The following is an 18,779-nucleotide window of genomic DNA, read 5'->3' as shown; positions in this document are numbered from 1 at the left end:
AGGGCTGATTTTGGGTCTTTGGCATTTCAAAAGGCACTAGCTCCCACCGATTCCTGATGGAAGGGGTTAGAGGATGAAGCCCTCTCTTACCACGTCCGTCCCGAATTACAAAAAGCTTATCTTGATAGTCAGAAAGTTTCTCTAATAGGCTTTTCTGGTAGGCTTGGATTCTTTTGTTACCCTCTCCACATGAACCCCATGCAATGATTGTTTTTTCGTTCTTTTCATCTGCAACACACCTTTGAATGACCTCTTGATTTTCCTTGTTGTAATTCTCTTCCGTTTTATCCCACAATAAGCTTGTTGTAGTGGAACTTTGAACCAAGGTTTACGAGGTCGCATCCTCCATAGCCCAAAGAGTGAAGATTTTTGATTACTAGGCTTGTGGTTAGGTCTGTTACAATGCAGTTGGCTTCCGCAGGTGAAGTCATGATAACAACAGCCTTTGGCTTCTTCTCTTCCCATTCTAGGGTTAGCAGAAACTTGTGCTTTCTGTCCTTTGAAAAGGTACATTTGCTTCTGATGGTTGCTTTTTCTGTGATCGGCATTGGTGTTTCCTCCTTTATATTATAATTGGTTCTTTTCAGATTTATAATATTAGTTTATAGGAGGGGTTGTTTCAAATAGTTGAAATTATTATTTTTTATGAGTAAATCATTTTGGATTACTACATTTAGCTGTAAGTCGTTTGCTTGTTTTAAGAATAATATAGTAATTTAATAAAAGATACTACTACTATTTTCACAAATCAACATTTCGACAAATTTTCTGTTGTTTAGTTAATATTAGCTAATAAATGCCGTTAAACTACTCATATACACAATGTAAAATTTGTCATATATTTGTCTTATTTTGGAATTTATTATAAAAAATTGTAGCACTCAAAATCGGACTACAGTTTTAATAATTGACAATTGTTTCCATATAGAATATACTGTAGGCAACCAAGTACAGTTGTAATATGTTTAAATTGCTAACAATAATTATTTTTATACGGGTGCTATTACTTGAGCCGAATTATATTTTGTCAGTACAAGCACAGGGAGTGTGTTTTTAATGAATGTTAAAGCTTCATTCCATGCTATTGATAAAATAGTATTCCAGCTATTAGTGGAAAATAATTTTTAAAATATGTTATAATCGATAAAAGCGGAAAGACATATGCAGGAACTCTTGCAAGAAGTAAATATGTTCATGATGACAAAAATGATAAATACACTGGATATTATAGTGGTAAAGTATATAAACAGTGATATTTATAGAATTGTAGGCAATCTTGAAAGAAAGGAGGCAGTACTATGGAAATTAATCATATGAAAGGAGGAAAAAACACCCTGAGTGAAAAAGCAGAGAGCGTGCGGGAACACAAAATCTGTTTCAAACAGGGAGTATATTCAATTATTATAACATAAAGAATAGCAAATATCAATAAAGAGCACATTTGGGAAATGATTAATAAAAGCTAGTGAATCGCTTTTATAGTACAACACCAGCTTGATTTGTCCATGGTGATCCAAAACTACAAACTTTAGTAAAGTATAAAATATGTTTGCTTTGAGATGTACAAATTAAATCATACTGCTACTATGAATCGCAAAGATGAGTTTTCGCAGAACAAACGCTGTTAATACAATCATACTTTGCTTAGTATTATTAGGAGGTTATTTTATGAAAAAAAGATTATTAGCTCTTATGATGCTGTCTATCATGGCATTAGGAAATACTGCATATGCAGCAAGTGACACTACTGAAAATTTAAAATCAGGAGAAGCGGTAACGCTTACTGTTTATTCTATATCCGATGAAGAAGATAGTAAATCTGCATCGTTTTCCAGAAGCATGGCAAATGACACAGATGGTGTAATCGAATATATGCATAAAATGGGCTGGGAACCTGGTAGCACATTCTACGTTGGAAATAAAGTATACAATGTAACTGACGATTATCAGATTATTTTTATGGGAGTTGACAATTCAATTTCCATCGACCACATGACGGATAATGTAACTACGAGGGGAACTTCAATTCCTACAAGAAAAGGCACGCTTCCATACTCAAGTACATATAGCATTCGAAATTATATGTACTCAAGTAGATATTTTAAAGAATATGTAGAAGGTGATTATGCAAGCGTTGCATTCGTTGTTTCACCTGATACTGCTAACCAAAAGATAAAAGTTTCTTGGATGGATGGCAGAAATGATGAAAGTATGGGCAGCAAGACAAAAACCCTATACTCTACAGGAGCAAACCAATTAATCGGTATGGATTGGGTGTATGGAGGAGAGAAATTCTACTTTAAAATTACAAACAACGGCTCATCAAAAATTTCCGGTTCTTGGGAAGCTTATGTTGACCAATATGGTTTATAATATAACAAATTAATGACATAAAAAATAGTTAGCCAACTTATAAGTACATAAAGCACTTATAAGTTGGCTTTTTAGAGGAGGGTATTATGAACAGACGAAATATAATGCTAATATGTACTTTCGTTAGCATGTTTTGCTTACTTTCTGGATGTAAGAATACAGCAACACAAACAAATGAACCAGCTTCTACTGTGGCTGTTTCTTCAAACAGCACAACCCAATCAGAGAAATCAAATTCTGATATTGTACTTGTTTCAAAAGGTATCAGTCTCAATAAGCAAACAATTGAAGTCATTTGCGATGTAGTTTTTCCCGATGAGGCTGCTATGAAAAATGTTGATTTTGATGATATTGATGTATCCCTTTCAACACCGATGGGCACAGACGAAGAGACTGGTTGTGGGTTAGACTACGAGATACTTGAAAGCAAAAATAACACAAAGAGTTGTCGTTTAACATATACTTTTAATGAAACGGTTCTACTGGGAGAATATAAACTATCATTTGAGAATTTGATCGAAGGCGATAATGCTCCAAGAGAAACATCGTTTACTATAGATCAGTATAGCGATAGTTTGCAATTTGCACTTAACAAAACTGTATTTAGAACAAAAATAAATGATCCTGTTAAATATCAGCTAGACTTACTTGAAGCAGAAATAGCCGAAACAAGCCTAGTAATTTCACATCATTTTGATAATGATTTTGTAATAGTGGGCGGTGATGTTGTTATTTGGTTTTTAGATGGTAGCAGCTTAAGCTTAAATCATAATAAGGATGTGGACTTTTTTAATGCTTGCGACTATGAAACAAACACAGGATACACAATCTATAACTTTGAGAAAATTAAAAATATTGATTTGACTAAGGTTGAAAGCATTTCTATTTTGGGCGAGAAATTTAGCGCACACGAAGCAAAAGATTCTAAAGATAAATAATTTGAATCGACTGACATGAGACAAAAATTTTTTTTAAATTATGATTTTATATAATAACTCATGCAAGTGAAGAGCTAAAACACATAATTTGGGGCAATATAGGATTGTTTATTACGTTTTTAGGATTGATATTATACAAGTACACACTTTATTCAAAATACTGGAATCCTGGAATAAACAATCTTAAAATAGCAAATGATATTAATAAATATGCTATGACAATTATTGTTCTACTTGTATTTCAAAATGCACATTGGATATCAAGAATCAGAAAACTTTTGTTAAAAACGAAGGATCAGAATGAGTTGTAACCATATTATGTGACGAGGCTTTTATATGCAGAGGTTCATGTACTGAAACTTCTGTCCGATTTTTAGTGGATACCTTAACAGGTGCTTCATCTCCATTGAAAGAACCCTCGAATTAAGCTTTTATAGGCTGATTCGAGGGTTCTTTCATGCCTGAAATGGGGTCATCAGGGTGTTTTGGCTTTGATTTATGTACATCTTTTTATTTCCCTTTGCTTCCATAATTTTTTGTAAATGTCATCAAACTTTCCTCTCCTGTAATTGGTTCAAAGCCTACATTATCTTCATTTGGGACATTGATTATAAATTGCACCCTAACTCTGTCTTCAAATACAGTTACACAACTTTTGATAAAAAGTTTACAACAGAGAAGATTTCTGTCTTTGACAAATTCCTTTGGTTTTTCCAGCGGCTCTCCCACTCTCCAAAATAAAGGGTACGATTCTCAATGGAACTGTACCCCCTATATTTAAATTACATTTTATTAATCCTCTGTTGTTGCTTCGATTTTTGTAACATAATCATCGCTATCCACGGCAAGCTCAACATAAATTGTGTCACCATCATCCACAGCGTCTATTAATTCGTCTACATCTGAATCGTCATCATCAAGGGTTACTTCCACATCATCAGAATCCTCAAAATAATAATATGTTCCGTCTGTAAGCTTAATTTTACTTGTTGTTATCGTGGAAATTGTTCCCTCATCCTCATCCGCTGTCGTCGCTTCAATTTCAATTACATAATCATCACTGTCTATGGTAAGTTCAACACAGATGGTATCACCATCATCCACAGCGTCTATTAATTCGTCTACATCTGAATCGTCATCATCAAGGGTTACTTCCACATCATCAGAATCCTCAAAATAATAATATGTTCCGTCCGTAAGCTTAATTTTACTTGTTGTTATCGTGGAAATTGTTCCCTCATCTTCATCTTCGTCCTCTGTTGTCGCTTCAATTTCTGTTATGTAATCGTCGCTGTCTATGGTAAGCTCAACATAGATGGTATCTCCGTCATCTACAGCGTCTATTAATTCGTCTACATCTGAATCGTCATCATCAAGGGTCACTTCCACATCATCAGAGTCTTCAAAATAATAATATGTTCCATCTGTAAGTTTAATTTTACTTGTTGTTATCGTGGAAATTGTCCCCTCATCTTCATCTTCGTCTTTTGTTGTTGCTACAATTTTTGTTACATAATTATCGCTATCTATTGTTAATTTAGCATAAATATCATCATCGTCCTTTGCATCAATCAGATCATCTAAATCTATATCATCATTATCAAGAGTGATTGAAATGTAATCCTCGTCAATATAATAATATCCGCTGTTGCCGGAGAGCTTGATCTTTGTGGATGAAAGAGAGCTTATTGTACCCGACAACGTTGCCGTCGGAGGTGCTTCCTCTATCACTACCTTTGTAATCAAATCCCCATTATAAGTAATTGATATACGCTGACCTGCGGCAATATTTTTGCTTGTTGCTGCCGTTCCATCTTGATAGGATACAGGCACAGAGCTGTCTATTGTATAATTTGATTTTGGCATTCCGCTTGCAAAAGAAACTAGAACGCCGCTTTCGTAAGCATATACAGTTGACACAGCCGCTGAGGTCGTTCCTGCTGATGCTATTCCTGTTGAGGCTGCACCTGTTGAGGCTGCTCCTGCAGCAGGTGGTGCTTCTGTTGATTTGCCCTTAAGTGCAGTATAGCTATTTGTTGTTAAAACAGCCATTTCTGCACGATTAATGGTTTTCTTAGGGTTGAAATTCCCATTTTCATCACCTGAAAGTATATTCTGATTGAAAAGCAGTGCAACATATCCTGCTGCCGATGAAGAAATTTCTGCATTATCATTAAATGAAGTTGATGTACTGCCTACCGAAAGGGAACTGTCCACCAAATTCAATGCCTTTCCAATCATTTCTGCAACTTCTTCTCTTGAGGCACCATTACTTTTTCCGTCCTTACTCATAAATTCTGAAATGCTGCCGGTAGAAATTATAGAGTTTTCAAGGCAATAAGCAACCGATGTATATGCCCATGTGGGAATCTTATAGCTTGCCATAACAGGTGTCCACCTTGTAATAATATCATCGGAAGCCGTTACACCTTGGGCTGTTTTAAGTAGATTATAAACAATCTGTGCTGTTTCGCAAAGGGTTACATCATCCCTTGCTCTAAATATGGTCTTTCCATTACTTTGCTCACCCGCCATAAGTCCAAGACTTGCCGCCTCGTTAATATAGGTTGCAGCACCTGACCATGGCACATCATTAATATCTGCAAAGTTTGCGCCAAAACTTGTTACCGTTGATGAAATCATGAGTGTTCCAGCTAATAATATACTTAATTTTTTCTTCATTCTCTCCACTCCTTAAACTATAATGTCTTAGTTTTTCACTTTGTCTGTTGTAAGAGCAATCATAATGGACTGACGTTAAGGAGAGGTTAAAGGAGAAATTTTTTTTATTTACAAAAGCAACCTGTTATGGCATAGTTTAAGTAAAATTAACCATTATTAACCTTACTTTAACTAAAGTTACTTATTATTGTAAAGGAGGTGTTTACCCATGCGTATATTGATAGCAGAGGACGAAAAAGATTTAAACGAAATTTTGGTGAAACGGTTAAAAAATGAAAATTATGGTGTAGATAGTTGCTTGAACGGCGAAGATGCTTGGGATTTTATTAGCCTAACAGATTATGACGCAGTTGTTCTTGATATCATGATGCCAAAACTTAACGGCATTGAAGTGCTAAAGAGAATGCGAAGTAAAAATATTAAAACCCCTGTGCTTTTGTTAACGGCAAAAGATAGTATAGAGGACCGGGTAAATGGATTAAACTGTGGTGCCGATGATTATCTTATAAAGCCATTTGCATTTGATGAACTTTTAGCAAGGATAAAGGTGATGATAAGACGAAAAACAGAAAGTGTATCTAACATATTTACCCTGGCAGACCTTACGGTTGACTGTGACTCACACAAAGTAAAACGTGGAGATGTAAGCATCAATCTTTCCAGCAAAGAATTTGCTATTTTGGAGTATATGATAAGGAACCAAGGTATTGTTCTTTCAAAAGAGAAAATTGAACAACATATATGGAATTATGATTACGAGGGTGGCAACAATGTGATAAAGGTGTACATACGGTATCTGCGTAAAAAAATAGATGATGATTTTGATGTTTCGCTGATACAGACTGTTAGAAATTTGGGGTACGTTTTAAGGGTGGAATAATATGAAAAAACTATCTATAAAACTTAAGGTCACTCTTTGGCACACTGTATTTATGGTTGCATTAACGGTGTTTTTTATTGCTGTCCTTATCATAAGTTCTAACAAAATGACGGAGTCAATACTGCGTATGCGCCTTACAAATGCCGTAGAGTGGGCGTCTAAATCTGTAAACTATGATGATAAAGGGATAAAAATAAGTCCCGATTTCGGCAAGAGCAAGGGCATTGATGTAGTGATTTATGACACAGAGAGCAATGTCTGTTTCAGTAAAAAAAACTCCATTTTAATAGATGCAACCTATGTGGAATTTAAAGACAGGCATTTACAAATAATCGAAGAAAACGGTACAAAATATTACGTGTATGATTACTTTATAAATTTTAAACGCCATGATGACCTTTGGGCACGAGGAATAATCCCTGTAAGTTCCGAGAATATTGCAAGTGCATCCATGATAAAGCTAACTCTAATTATTTTTCCGTTTATCGCCCTTTTTACGGCAATTGGAGGTTATTTCATTACAAAGCGAGCCTTTGCTCCTGTATCAAAAATAACCTCTGCCGCCAACGAAATTTCAGGCGGAAAAGATTTATCAAAACGAATTTCCATCTATGGCGACAATCTTGCTAATGATGAAATCTCTGTTCTTGCAGAAACCTTTGACAAGATGTTTGAGCGTTTACAGAAGTCTTTTGAAAATGAACGCCAATTTACCTGTGATGCTTCACATGAATTGAGAACACCAACTGCGGTAATCATTTCCCAGTGTGAATACCTTTTGTCACAGGAAGATAATGAGGATAAGACAGCCTCCCTTAAAGTGATTTTGCGCCAGTCCAAAAAGATGTCTAAACTGATAAGCGAACTTCTTATGTTGGCAAGAACGGATAACAACAAGCAGGCAGTTCATTTTGAAAGACTGAATTTAAGTGAAACGATACAAATAGTTATTGAAGAAATGGATTTAGTGGCCCATAATAAAAATATCAAGTTTAAAACTGATATTAGCGACGATATTTATATAAACGCCGATCAGACCCTTATTATGCGAATGCTTATAAATCTTATGTCAAATGCTGTGCAATATGCTAACCAAGATGGTCTGGTTAAAATTTCTTTGCACCGGGTTAACGGAAATGTACAAGGCAAAATTGCCGATAACGGTATTGGTATTGCGCCGGAGTACTTGGATAAAATTTGGGACAGATTTTTTCAGGTGGATCCATCCCGTAATAATACAAACGGAAGCTCAGGTCTAGGTCTCGCCATGGTCAAGTGGATCGTTGAAAAGCATAATGGAACTATCGTCGTCGAAAGCACTATAAATGAAGGTACAGTTTTTACTTTTATTCTGCCGGAAGCCAAATAACAAAGATAGCCTGTACCTACATTTATAGGTACAGGCTTTTTATGATATTTGACGGGGAATGAGGCATTGGCAAATACCTTAAAAAAAATCGACTGAATAATGGAACCAATCAACGACATTTTAGCTCCCTCCGCCTAACCCGTGGTTTTCACCATAAACAAGAAAAACACTCTATTACGTATCTTCCTTTATAGCAATCATCATGAAATTGATGACAGCTTTATACATTCATCTGCACACATTTTGCAAATTTCTGCACACTTTTTGCAATGGTCATCTTCCATCTCGGCACATTCCTGGGCACATTTAGCGCAGATTTTTCCGCACATCTCGCAATGATCATAGGCTTCTTCCCTATTCATTGACATAAGCGCAACTGACATTTGGCACATCATAGCACACTCCACCAAAATAGCAACGCATTTTTTTCTCTTATTAAGATCCGTTTCTTTCAAGCATGCATCAAAGCATTCATAACAAGCCTGTGTACATTTTACACAGGCATCAATACACACCTGAAACTTATCTGTTGTTTTTGTAACCATACCCATTTTAAAACCTCCTTAATATATCTTTGCTATCTTTTCACTCATAGTTGAATGGATTCTAATAGTTTAGATGCTTGTGAAACAGCTTCCACTTTTTAAAAAAATAACTCTAAAATCAAAAGCTTTCTTTTGTAACGTTATCGTCCATATGATGATGCAACATGCACGCACCATGTGACAGACAAAACACCTCCATATTATCTTCGCCACTTGATTCATACACTTTTTTTGCAAAATGGCTGTTAGCAAGAACCTTATCCTTATCTTCTTGTTTTTTGCTGAAAGAGATTTCCCCTGTAACTTTTAAATAGTCATACTTTTCATTTGTTGCACAAAAACAAATATTAGGATTGGCCTTTAGCTGTTTGCATAATTCAGTATCCGAAGACACATAGAACAAAAGCCCTTCGTTAGAAATATAGGCTACTTCAAAAGGACGGGTATCCGGTTTGTTCCCATCACAGGTTGCAAGATTACCAAATTTGTTCTTTTTCAAAAAATCAATACTTTCTTTCATAGCTACCTCCAAATTTTTATATTCTTTACTCTATTTTTAACTATTTCAAGATAATTATGTAAAACTATATAATGAACCATAGCGTTAAAAATTTCCTAATGATAAACAAATAGCAATCACCTACCCTGCTAGTCGGCTTGGTATGAGGCTATACATGGGAATTGTTCCGTTGATTGCACTACATAAAAAACCGACCTCCCAATCGTTAGGTTTTTGGTCTAACTTTTTTTGGGGAGGGTCGGTTCAAAAGTGGCTCGTTTCTGTTAATTGACAGATTATGTTATTCGTTTTTACAATATAGTATTAGCCTTCGTCAAATATTTCTAAAACCTCAAAACCTTCCTCGTTGATGGCAGCACATAATTCTTCCTCAGTGAATACACCTCGGCCATACTCCACAACGATGGATTCTTCCTCTAAATTTAACGCAACCTTATCCACACCGCTAATACCTTCTAAAATACGGGATACGGCACTGCCCATCGGCAAATTATCCATACCTTCAACAATAATGACCTTTTTCATTTCTGCCTCCTATTCTGCAATGAGTGCATCCACATATTTGGCTACATCATTCACCGTCTGGAATGTATGAACATCCTCATCTTGAATCGTCACTTCAAAACGCTTTTCAATTTCAATCATCAGTTTTGCAATATCAATTGGTTCAATATCATATTCCGGCGTCAAAGGCGTTTTGCCGCTTAAATCATTTGCAGAAGCACTTATGACCTCAGCCAACTGAGAAATAATGATATCCAAAATCATATTTTCACTCCTCCTCGAATGAACGAACTTTTCTCTCCGGTATAAAATAAATTGAGTCGATGCAGAGCACGTGTGCTGGCAATATAAAGCAATTTTTTATCATCAACTGAATGATAGCGGTTTCTATCTACACCGTAAATTAGCACAGAATCAAACTCCAATCCTTTCGACATAATAATAGGAATAATAAATACTCCGGCTATATTCAGATTTTCGCCCGAACGTACCAAATGGATTTTGATTTTATCTTTTAAACGGCAATGAAGGGCTTCTGCTTCCTTTGCATCCTTACATATAATTCCCACGGATTGATAACCTTGGTTTTTACTGTAAATAGCTTCTTCAATCATTTTCTCATCAAGAAAATCCATATTAGGGGCTTCAATAACCTGTGGCACATCCCCACTGCGGTTAAAGCTCTCAAAGAGGGTGTCCTCGTCCAAAAACTGCATCCCGAATGAAAGAATCTCTTTGGTACATCGAAAACTTTTATTCATAACCATTAAGCAGGAACTGCGTGGCTTCATAATTTCCGTAATCTTCTCATATAAATGCATATTTTCCCGTTTTTCAATGGTTTGATTGATATCTCCTAAGATGGTATAACGTGCATTTGGAAACAATTGTTTCAACACCTCAAAATGGAGACTGTAGTAATCCTGTGCTTCGTCAATAACTACCTGCCGAATATGCTTATAGATATTATTGGAACCATTGATTGTACCAAGTATTAGTTGCAAATAGGTTACAGCCAAAGCATCCTCATTTTGAAGCATATTGTCAACCAGCAATGCTTGGGAATGAAAGAGTATTTCCTCAACATTGTTGGGCAATTCAATTTCTTTTGAAAGGGAAAGTAACAAACCATCTTTATTTATCAATTTTTTGTAAAGGGCAACACTATCCAATTTGATAAATCCATCCACTTTTTGGGCAAGGCGAGTGCTTTCTTCAATGGACAGTTCCCTAGCATATTCTTTCCAATCAAAAGGATGCTCAGGATCTTCCCTTGCTTGCCGCAACAATTTGGGCATCCGTTCCTTCCGTATTTCATGGATTTTGTCAAAAATATGCTGCCGCAACTGCCTCAGTTTTGCAGCCAAGTTCATATTACTGTTCATTTGCAGCAGACGGTCTTTTAGATACTGTCCACTAAAAACAATTTTTCCATCATACTCAATATCCGGAAAGGAGATATGAGATGTTGGCAGACTGTCTGCATACCTCTTTAATATTCTGCAAAAAGCAGTGGACATTTTGAATTCCATCACCTGTTTTTGCAGTGCTTTCGTAGTGGGTTCTTCACAGGAAATCAAAATTTCAGTTTGGTGGTAGCGAGACCGGAATGCGGTTTTTTCCGGCAATATTTTAGTCACTAAATCATCAAACACAACAGATTTTACTTCATCTTCCCCTAACTCCGGCAGGACATTGGAAATGTATTGTTCAAATAGGGTGTTCGGGGATAAAATAATGATGTCCGATGATTTTAAGCGATTTTGAATACCCTGATATTTCAAATAAGCCACGCGATGCAACGCAATAGAAGTTTTGCCGCTTCCCGCAATACCCTGCACCATAAGTAAGTCGTGGGTCATATCTCGGATGGCGATATCCTGATCTTTCTGGATCGTTTCTACAATGGTTTTCATCTTGCTAGAGGTATTACCCCATAGCATTTTACGCAAAAACTCGTCTGCGATTTGAACATCGGCATCAAAAAAATAGGCAAAGACGCCGTTTTTTATCTCATATTGCCGCTTCAGCCCAATATCACCGGCAATAGTACCACCCGGTGCATCATAATGAGCCGCTCCTGTTTCAAAACGATAAAACAGGCTGGCAATAGGAGAACGCCAATCGTAGATTAAGATTGTTTCTTCCCTATCATCAAACAACGTCCCTCTACCAATGTAGACCGGTTCATACCGTTCTTTCCTTCCTGAACAAAAATCAATCCGTGCAAAATAGGCTGATTTTAATAGCCGCTCAAGTAACTGTATTTTTTTTTCACTGAATTCTATTGCAAAAGAATTGCTGGCTAATGGTTGATAAAATTGGTTTAGCCCCACCGCTCCGTCAAAATCATCTGCGGAATGGGATGCATTCTCCCACATATCTCGGTTTGTTTCCCTTAAGTTTTCTATGCTTTTGGAGTTATCTTTTTTAGCATCCTCTAATTGATCGTGTATCATTTTATAAATTTCATTGTAATGGGCAAGTTCAACATTTAATTGATGTTCATAGTTTTCCAAGTAAACACCTCGTTTTCAATGGCGAAATCTAACTTTTACAGCACGGCAATCGTTCCCATTGCCAGTAAATTTATTCCCAAACAATTCCCCTTAATCACAGCCCGTAAGACATAGCCTAAACATACTGACGGCTTCACGAACAATATAGGCCTTTAATTCAGGTTCGTTTTCAACCCACCCTCTGCCTAAAAGATAGTTTGAAATTTCGCCCACAATGTAAGAATGGGTATTATGAAGCACTCGTTTTGTCGCATCTGCATTTGGGTATTGCCCATAAAGCTCTTTCCATATCTGGGCTATATGCTGATTCAGCATTTTGTTTGTTGCTTCTGTTGTTTCAATATCTGCCTGTGGACGATCGCCTTCAAGGTATTCATGCCACGCTAACCGAAACCATCCTTTGTTATCTAGATACATTTCTACACAGGCTTGGAAGAAATAGGTAAGCTGCATTTCAGGGGTATTTGCTTGTTCCAATTTTTCTAGCAACATTTTCATAAAAATTCCCTGTAACGTAGCATGTGTTTCCCACAACAAATCATTGTATGAGGGAAAATAATTATACAAATTTGTATGGGCACAACCTAATGTCCGCGCTATTTCCCGAAGATTGACTCCTCGCAAATCACTTTTATTTCGCATAAGCTCAAGAGCCGTTACAACAATTTGCTCTTTTGTTATATTTTTTTTCACTTTGCACCTCCCGCTTTCATTACCATCGGTAATTACCAATGGTAATGAAAGCATACTCCCATCTGCTTTTTTTGTCAACAAAAATATGATTGATTCTTGACCTATAAAAAAATCCCTCTCATACAGTGTCTGTGAAGCTATTTTTATTTGCAAATACTATATAATGCAAAATTAACAAGCAATGCCTTAATCCCCATGTGACATAAATAAATAATTTGGCATTATTATCTTTTCTTTCTTGTTTTTAGGCATCAAAACAAGCTAAGTCTTCCAATCAATTTCAAAAGGATATTCTTTAGCTACCATTTTTGTCCTCCCTGTGGTATATTCTTTTTAAAACAACTATTCGAAAGGAGCAAATTCATATGAACATTTTAGTCAGTGCCTGCCTGTTAGGGAAAAACTGTAAATATAACGGTGGAAATAATTATAATCAAAATGTTATTGATTATATCCAAGGACATACCATAATCAGTATCTGCCCTGAATTACTTGGGGGCTTAGGCAGTCCAAGAGAAAGCGTAGAAATAGTTGACGGTGTTTTTAGGACAAAAAACGGTAAAAATGTCACCAAGGAATTTCAAGCGGGTGTAAATCGTGCTATGGAAAGAATTAGCAGCAAAAATATAGACTTGGCAATTTTACAATCCAGAAGCCCAACCTGTGGTGTAAACCAAATATACGACGGAACGTTTCAGGGTGATTTAATAAAAGGACAGGGTCTCTTTGCCAAAACCCTAAAAGAAGCAGGTATCAAAGTCACTGATTGCGAAGATATAAAGCTTTCATAAACAAAAAAACAGTTGAATGTCTACATAGTTTTCGAAAAAAGCTCGTCAAAAAATACAAATAAAGAGTGCCAATATTATTGACACTCTTTGAAAGATGAATCCTTTGCCTTTTTTGTATTCAAACAACTTACGAATTACTTCTTTGCCTCTTCTAACCCCTGGGCAACAGCCTCTAAAATCGCCTGTGCTGAATATGCATTTTGTTCTGAAACCTGAATGGTTAAGGATTGGGTTTTTACCACCTCTTTGCACACCTCTTCCGCCGCTGATTGCAACAACGGATAGAATACCATGGTGCTTTCAGATACCTCAGAAAGGGCAACATCCTCAATCGCCCCATCCTCAATGGTAACGGTAACCATAGCATTTTCATCGCCTAAAGCAACCTGGGTATGATACACCCCGTCCTGATATGTACCCGAGTCCTTATCCCCCAAGCTTAAGAAAAACCAAATCAACCCAACCAGAATAATGACGCCCAACACAGCAAATACCACCGTCTTGATGAGCTCTTTCAATTTTATCACCACAAACCTCGTGCCGCTCACCTTACTCCCTCCTAGAATACATTTCCTTATCTTTACCATATGTTTGTCATTTCACCTTTATTCCGCTGTACAAGTTTGCCTTGAAAAAAAGCTTATGCTTAGGTATTATGGTAAGAAAAAGGAGGATAATAAAATGGCATTACGCTTTATCATCGGTACCGCTGGTACCGGAAAAACTCATCTTTGTATGGATGAAATTATAAAAAATCAAACAAATGGGAACGGACGCCAAATTTTTATTGTTCCCGAACAGTTTACTTCTCAAGCAGAGCGTGACTTGATTACATATAGCCCCAAAAATGCCATTCTCTCCGCCGAAGTACTAAGTTTTGGCCGACTTGCCCACCAAATTTTTTCGAAAAACGGTATTGGTCAAAAAGTTCCTTTAGGAGACATTGGAAAATCCATGGCATTACAAAAAATTTTACTGGATGAAAAAGACAATCTGTCATTTTTTCGTAATGTAATGAATAAAAACGGTTTTGTCGATCAACTTAACCTAACCATTTCCGAATTTTTTCAATATTACATAGAGCCTCAACAACTTTTAGAAAAAGCACAATCTCAGGCGTTAACCACGGGCGTGACAGAAAAGCTTTCCGATCTAGCTAAAATATATCAATCTTATATTGATTTTATAAAAAATGATTATATTTCTGCGGATGAATCCTTAGCCCTTTTGGCAACACAGCTTTCCACAAATGAACCTTTCCAAAATACAGAAATTTGGCTTGACGGCTTTTATGGCTTCACACCTCAGGAGTTTTCCGTCATAGAAAGATTGATGAAGCTTTGCAATAGAGTTAACATCACACTGCCCATGGATGAAAAAAGCTTTCACGCACTATTTTTACCCCTTACCGCCCCATTTTACGAACCATATATGGCGAAAAATAAATTGTTGCACTTAGCCAAAGAAAATAGTACACCTATAGAACCCACGGTTTTTCTTTCGGAAAATCACAGGGCAAAAACCCAGGCATTGCAGTCCTTGGAAAAATACTACTTCCAAGGTTATTATAAAAAATGTAGTTTAAAGGAGAGTGTAAGCATCATCTCCTGCCCAACAAAACAAGAGGAAATTACCTTTGTAGCCGGCACTATCACCCGTTTTGTAAGGGAAAGGGGTTTACGCTATAAGGAAATGGCAATCGTAACCAATGCAATGGAAATTTATGAAAAAAGTCTTCGTGGTATCCTACGGGAATATAATATTCCCTGCTTCATTGATAGCCGTCGGGAAATTACCACCCATCCTTTCATTACAATGATAACGGCTTTATTAGATTGTTTGGTATATGACTTTCGGTATGAAAATGTTTTTGCTTATTTAAAATCAGGGCTAACCGCTTTTCCCCTTGCGGACATTGATGCGTTAGAAAACTATGTTCTTGCATACGGGATCAAAGGCTATAAGTGGCAAAAAGAAGTTTGGGAATATGGGCTGAAAAAAGAAGGGGAAGACACTATAAAGTATATGAATCTTTTGCGCCAACGCTTTATGGAACCATTCCTTCCTTTTTTCCAATGGAAAAAGAATTCCCGACAGCCCCTACAAACATTTGTAACTAAACTTATTCAACATTTAGAGACATTAAATATCGCTGGAACGCTCCTCAAATGGACGGATGAAGCTATAGAAGGTGGCCACCCTGAAAAAGCAGAGGAACATCGGCAAATATGGCAACTTCTGATACAGGTGCTGGATAAGGCAACAGAAATTTTAGGAAACGAACCCATGACAGTGGCAGAGGCATCAAAAATTATTTCCGCAGGAATTCAAAAATGTACTATGGGTGTCATTCCTCCCACTACCGATTGCCTTTTAGTAGGAGATATTGAGCGTTCCCGCCTCCCTGAAATCAAATATCTTTTTGTTCTTGGTGTAAATGAAGGAATTCTTCCTTCTCCCGCCCAAGCACAGGGTATTTTTACCGAAGCTGAACGTCAGCTTTTAACAGAAACAGGAATGGAATTGGCAAGTGACGGAAAACGAAAGGCTTTTGAAGAGCAATTTCTAATTTATCGGGGTCTCACCCTGCCATCCCATGGACTGTTTTTGACCTATGCAAATGGGGAGACAGAAGGAAAGGCTCTCTTTCCCTCTGCCATTATTGATCGCCTTTGCCGTATGGACAATGCATTAACGATTCAGCCTTATTCCGGTTTCCAATTGGAAGAAATGGTGCCCAGTTCTGCCTTTCATCTTCTTGGCGAAAAAATGCGAGAGCATAGCAAAGAAACCCCTATGGAACCCCTTTGGCAGGATATTTATAGTTTTTTTGCTACGGATCCCCTTTGGGAAAAACGCCTTTCCTTACTCCGTAGGGGCTTTGTAACCCCAAAAAAGCAGGAAAAGCTCTCCCCAAAAACCACAAAAATGCTGTATGGAGAAAAAATTTTTTCCAGTGTATCTCGTCTGGAACGCTTTGCCGCATGCCCTTTTTCCTATTTTGTGGAATATGGGCTGAAAGCCACAGAACGAAAACTTTATCAGCTGCACACACCGGATCTGGGACTGCTGTTTCATGAGGTTTTAGAACTGTTTTCCAACAAAATAGAGACTGAAAACATTCCATGGGATTCATTATCTCAGGAAAAAACGGAAGAAATGATTTTTGAAGCCGTTGACCTTGCCGCACCAAAATTAGGAAATGAAATCCTGATGGAAACCGCAGCAAATCAGTACCTGATTCACCGTTTAAAACGTATTTCCGCCCGTGCTGCTTGGACCTTGGTACAGCATTTAAAAAATGGAGATTTCGTTCCCTTTGGCTATGAGATCGGCTTTGGCAATCATGAAACCCTACCACCCATCGTCATCGAATTGGCCGAGGGAAATCAACTGATTTTATCGGGAAAAATTGACCGGGTGGATTTACTTGATATTCACGGAAATCGTTATGCAAAAATTATCGACTATAAATCAGGTTCAAAAACCTTTAATTTCCAAGATATTTATTACGGTTTGCAGCTACAATTGCTTATTTACTTGGATGCCTATTTAAAACATTATGAAAAAACTTCGACACCTTTAAAACCAGGGGGGGTATTTTACTTCAGAATTACAGACCCCAATATTTCACTGAATGAAGAAATGAGTGCAACGGAAATTGAAAATGCACTCTATCAAAAAATGCAAATGTCCGGTCTGATTCTGGAAGATGAGACCGTCATTCAAGGCCTTGACCACATTTTCATAGAAGATGTAAAGGGGAAAAGTTCCGCAATTGTCCCCGTTGGATATACAAAAAAGGGAGAACCTTCATCAACTGCATTTCTGGCAGATGAAGCACAATATGATAATCTTCTTTCTTTTGTTGTCAATCGGGCAGCAGAGTTGGGAAATTCTATACAAAGGGGTAGCATTGTCCCTTCCCCCTATCGTAAAGGCAATCAAACACCATGTTCCTATTGCCGCTTCCAATCAATTTGCCGTTATGACTATAAGGATGAACCCAAGTGGCGGGATTTAAGAAAGGTAACAAAAAAGGAGTTCTGGGAAATGATTGAAGAATAATAGAACAAAAAAGGGGCTTTAAAAGGTTCCCACCTAATGGTGGGCTCGTAAGAAAGTAATATCATATTTTTTCTTTATCATAATCCCTCTTTTTTTGATTTTGGGCATAAGAAAGGAGCAGCCGTTTCAGACATGAAATAGCTGCTCCCGATGTTTTTTCAGTTATTTATTCAATGGCAATTTACTGTTACAACTATTGACTTCCCTCATAAAGCACTTGTCCGTTTGTGTCATAAATGCTGGCGTCCATACCTTCCCACAAATAGTCATCGTCTATGGGCTCCCCGCTGTCGCTGACCTCCATGTGGTCAATCACACAGCGGTAAAGAAACCCATTACCGTCCTCGACCTCTACATATAAGGTAAGCGTACTACCATAGGGAATCTCATAGTCCTTGTCCAACGCATAGTAGAACGGTCCTTGGGTGATGTGACCCTCCATCTGTGTTGTAGACTGAGCAGCTGCCACATTCTCCGGTCTTGCACCGCTCTCACTTTGATAATTTTCAAAAAATTCCTTGTTATCAAGGGGAATGTCTGTCGTGCTCAACTTCTTGCCATCCAGCATCTCAACAAGGGTAACACGCTTAATCTCTCCTTCGCCCTTACTGTAGGCATCTACATTGACAACTCCTTCCCTGTGATAAACATATACGCCGTCTTGCGAGCTATACTTTGCACTACCATCCAAATATGCAGAAATGTCGGGGAAATAGTCGTATTGCGGTGAGACATGCCAATCCAGCGCCTCGGTTCGTATGGATTCGTCTTCGCGGAAAATCACTGTGGAGACATGGGTTTCGGAAAAAAGAGGAATCTCAATGTTTGCAATAAATTCCCCACTATTGCCCAGCGTCATTGCGTACTCGGCACCATCTATGATGATAGCCGCTTCAG

Annotated in this window: 16 protein-coding genes and 1 pseudogene; 6 read left to right on the top strand and 11 right to left on the bottom strand. The window is 37.4% G+C overall.

Going from position 1 to position 18,779, the window contains the following annotated elements; translation table 11 throughout:
* Together P9Q65_RS11460 and P9Q65_RS11455 are read right to left on the bottom strand one after the other, a co-directional pair.
* Positions 1-325, bottom strand: a 325-nt coding sequence (locus P9Q65_RS11460) for a DUF1643 domain-containing protein (RefSeq protein ID WP_304509561.1), incomplete at its 3' end; no start/stop codon positions are given.
* On the bottom strand, positions 285-548 hold the full coding sequence (locus P9Q65_RS11455; RefSeq protein ID WP_304509560.1) for a DUF1643 domain-containing protein: 264 nt from the start codon (positions 546-548) through the stop codon (positions 285-287). The genes P9Q65_RS11460 and P9Q65_RS11455, both read right to left, overlap by 41 nt.
* Before the next feature lie 1,120 nt (positions 549-1,668).
* Here P9Q65_RS11455 and P9Q65_RS11450 point away from each other — a divergent pair.
* On the top strand, positions 1,669-2,373 hold the full coding sequence (locus P9Q65_RS11450; RefSeq protein WP_304509559.1) for a hypothetical protein: 705 nt from the start codon (positions 1,669-1,671) through the stop codon (positions 2,371-2,373).
* Positions 2,374-2,459: 86 nt separating this feature from the next.
* The gene (locus P9Q65_RS11445; protein ID WP_304509558.1) at positions 2,460-3,311 is read left to right on the top strand and encodes a hypothetical protein; all 852 of its coding nucleotides are present in this window, start codon (positions 2,460-2,462) and stop codon (positions 3,309-3,311) included.
* A 792-nt stretch (positions 3,312-4,103) separates the two neighbouring features.
* Here the strand turns inward: P9Q65_RS11445 and P9Q65_RS11440 are convergent.
* The gene (locus P9Q65_RS11440) at positions 4,104-5,993 is read right to left on the bottom strand and encodes an S-layer homology domain-containing protein (RefSeq protein WP_304509557.1); all 1,890 of its coding nucleotides are present in this window, start codon (positions 5,991-5,993) and stop codon (positions 4,104-4,106) included.
* Positions 5,994-6,201: 208 nt separating this feature from the next.
* On the opposite strand from P9Q65_RS11440, the gene P9Q65_RS11435 reads away from it, so the two are divergent.
* Both P9Q65_RS11435 and P9Q65_RS11430 read left to right on the top strand, forming a co-directional pair.
* Complete coding sequence (locus P9Q65_RS11435) at positions 6,202-6,873, top strand: response regulator transcription factor (protein WP_304509556.1); 672 nt, start codon at positions 6,202-6,204, stop codon at positions 6,871-6,873.
* Between the two features lies 1 nt (position 6,874).
* Positions 6,875-8,242, top strand: coding sequence for a sensor histidine kinase (locus tag P9Q65_RS11430; protein WP_304509555.1), 1,368 nt, complete (start codon positions 6,875-6,877; stop codon positions 8,240-8,242).
* Between the two features lie 200 nt (positions 8,243-8,442).
* Here the strand turns inward: P9Q65_RS11430 and P9Q65_RS11425 are convergent, their stop codons facing one another.
* The 6 genes from P9Q65_RS11425 to P9Q65_RS11400 all read right to left on the bottom strand — a co-directional run bounded on the left by P9Q65_RS11425 (position 8,443) and on the right by P9Q65_RS11400 (position 13,023).
* On the bottom strand, positions 8,443-8,793 hold the full coding sequence (locus P9Q65_RS11425; RefSeq protein ID WP_304509554.1) for a four-helix bundle copper-binding protein: 351 nt from the start codon (positions 8,791-8,793) through the stop codon (positions 8,443-8,445).
* Positions 8,794-8,905: 112 nt separating this feature from the next.
* The gene (locus P9Q65_RS11420) at positions 8,906-9,307 is read right to left on the bottom strand and encodes a pyridoxamine 5'-phosphate oxidase family protein (RefSeq protein ID WP_304509553.1); all 402 of its coding nucleotides are present in this window, start codon (positions 9,305-9,307) and stop codon (positions 8,906-8,908) included.
* A gap of 303 nt (positions 9,308-9,610) precedes the next feature.
* Positions 9,611-9,832, bottom strand: a complete 222-nt coding sequence (locus P9Q65_RS11415; protein WP_304509552.1) for a heavy-metal-associated domain-containing protein — start codon at positions 9,830-9,832, stop codon at positions 9,611-9,613.
* A gap of 9 nt (positions 9,833-9,841) precedes the next feature.
* Positions 9,842-10,075 (bottom strand): acyl carrier protein, encoded by a 234-nt coding sequence (locus tag P9Q65_RS11410; protein WP_304509551.1) that lies wholly within the window; start codon positions 10,073-10,075, stop codon positions 9,842-9,844.
* Positions 10,072-12,330, bottom strand: coding sequence for a HelD family protein (locus P9Q65_RS11405; protein ID WP_304509550.1), 2,259 nt, complete (start codon positions 12,328-12,330; stop codon positions 10,072-10,074). Before P9Q65_RS11405 ends, P9Q65_RS11410 begins: the two co-directional genes overlap by 4 nt.
* Before the next feature lie 90 nt (positions 12,331-12,420).
* Positions 12,421-13,023, bottom strand: a complete 603-nt coding sequence (locus tag P9Q65_RS11400; protein ID WP_304509549.1) for a TetR/AcrR family transcriptional regulator — start codon at positions 13,021-13,023, stop codon at positions 12,421-12,423.
* A gap of 365 nt (positions 13,024-13,388) precedes the next feature.
* Here P9Q65_RS11400 and P9Q65_RS11395 point away from each other — a divergent pair, with 365 nt between their 5' ends.
* On the top strand, positions 13,389-13,814 hold the full coding sequence (locus P9Q65_RS11395; protein WP_304509548.1) for a DUF523 domain-containing protein: 426 nt from the start codon (positions 13,389-13,391) through the stop codon (positions 13,812-13,814).
* A gap of 134 nt (positions 13,815-13,948) precedes the next feature.
* Here P9Q65_RS11395 and P9Q65_RS11390 read toward each other — a convergent pair whose 3' ends face one another.
* Entirely contained in the window at positions 13,949-14,362 is a 414-nt protein-coding gene (locus P9Q65_RS11390; RefSeq protein ID WP_304509547.1) for an FMN-binding protein, read from the bottom strand.
* Positions 14,363-14,489: 127 nt separating this feature from the next.
* Here P9Q65_RS11390 and addB point away from each other — a divergent pair.
* A pseudogene (addB, locus tag P9Q65_RS11385) lies at positions 14,490-17,882 on the top strand (helicase-exonuclease AddAB subunit AddB); the annotation flags it as partial.
* 193 nt (positions 17,883-18,075) lie between these two features.
* Here the strand turns inward: addB and P9Q65_RS11380 are convergent.
* The coding region (locus tag P9Q65_RS11380; RefSeq protein WP_304509545.1) for a hypothetical protein at positions 18,076-18,779 on the bottom strand (704 nt) is incomplete at its 5' end.

Source organism: Anaerotignum sp., from assembly GCF_030625865.1.
Lineage (GTDB): Bacteria > Bacillota > Clostridia > Lachnospirales > Anaerotignaceae > Chakrabartyella.
Note: the sequence above shows the minus strand (reverse complement) of the source record. Positions and strands in the feature narration are given on the sequence as shown.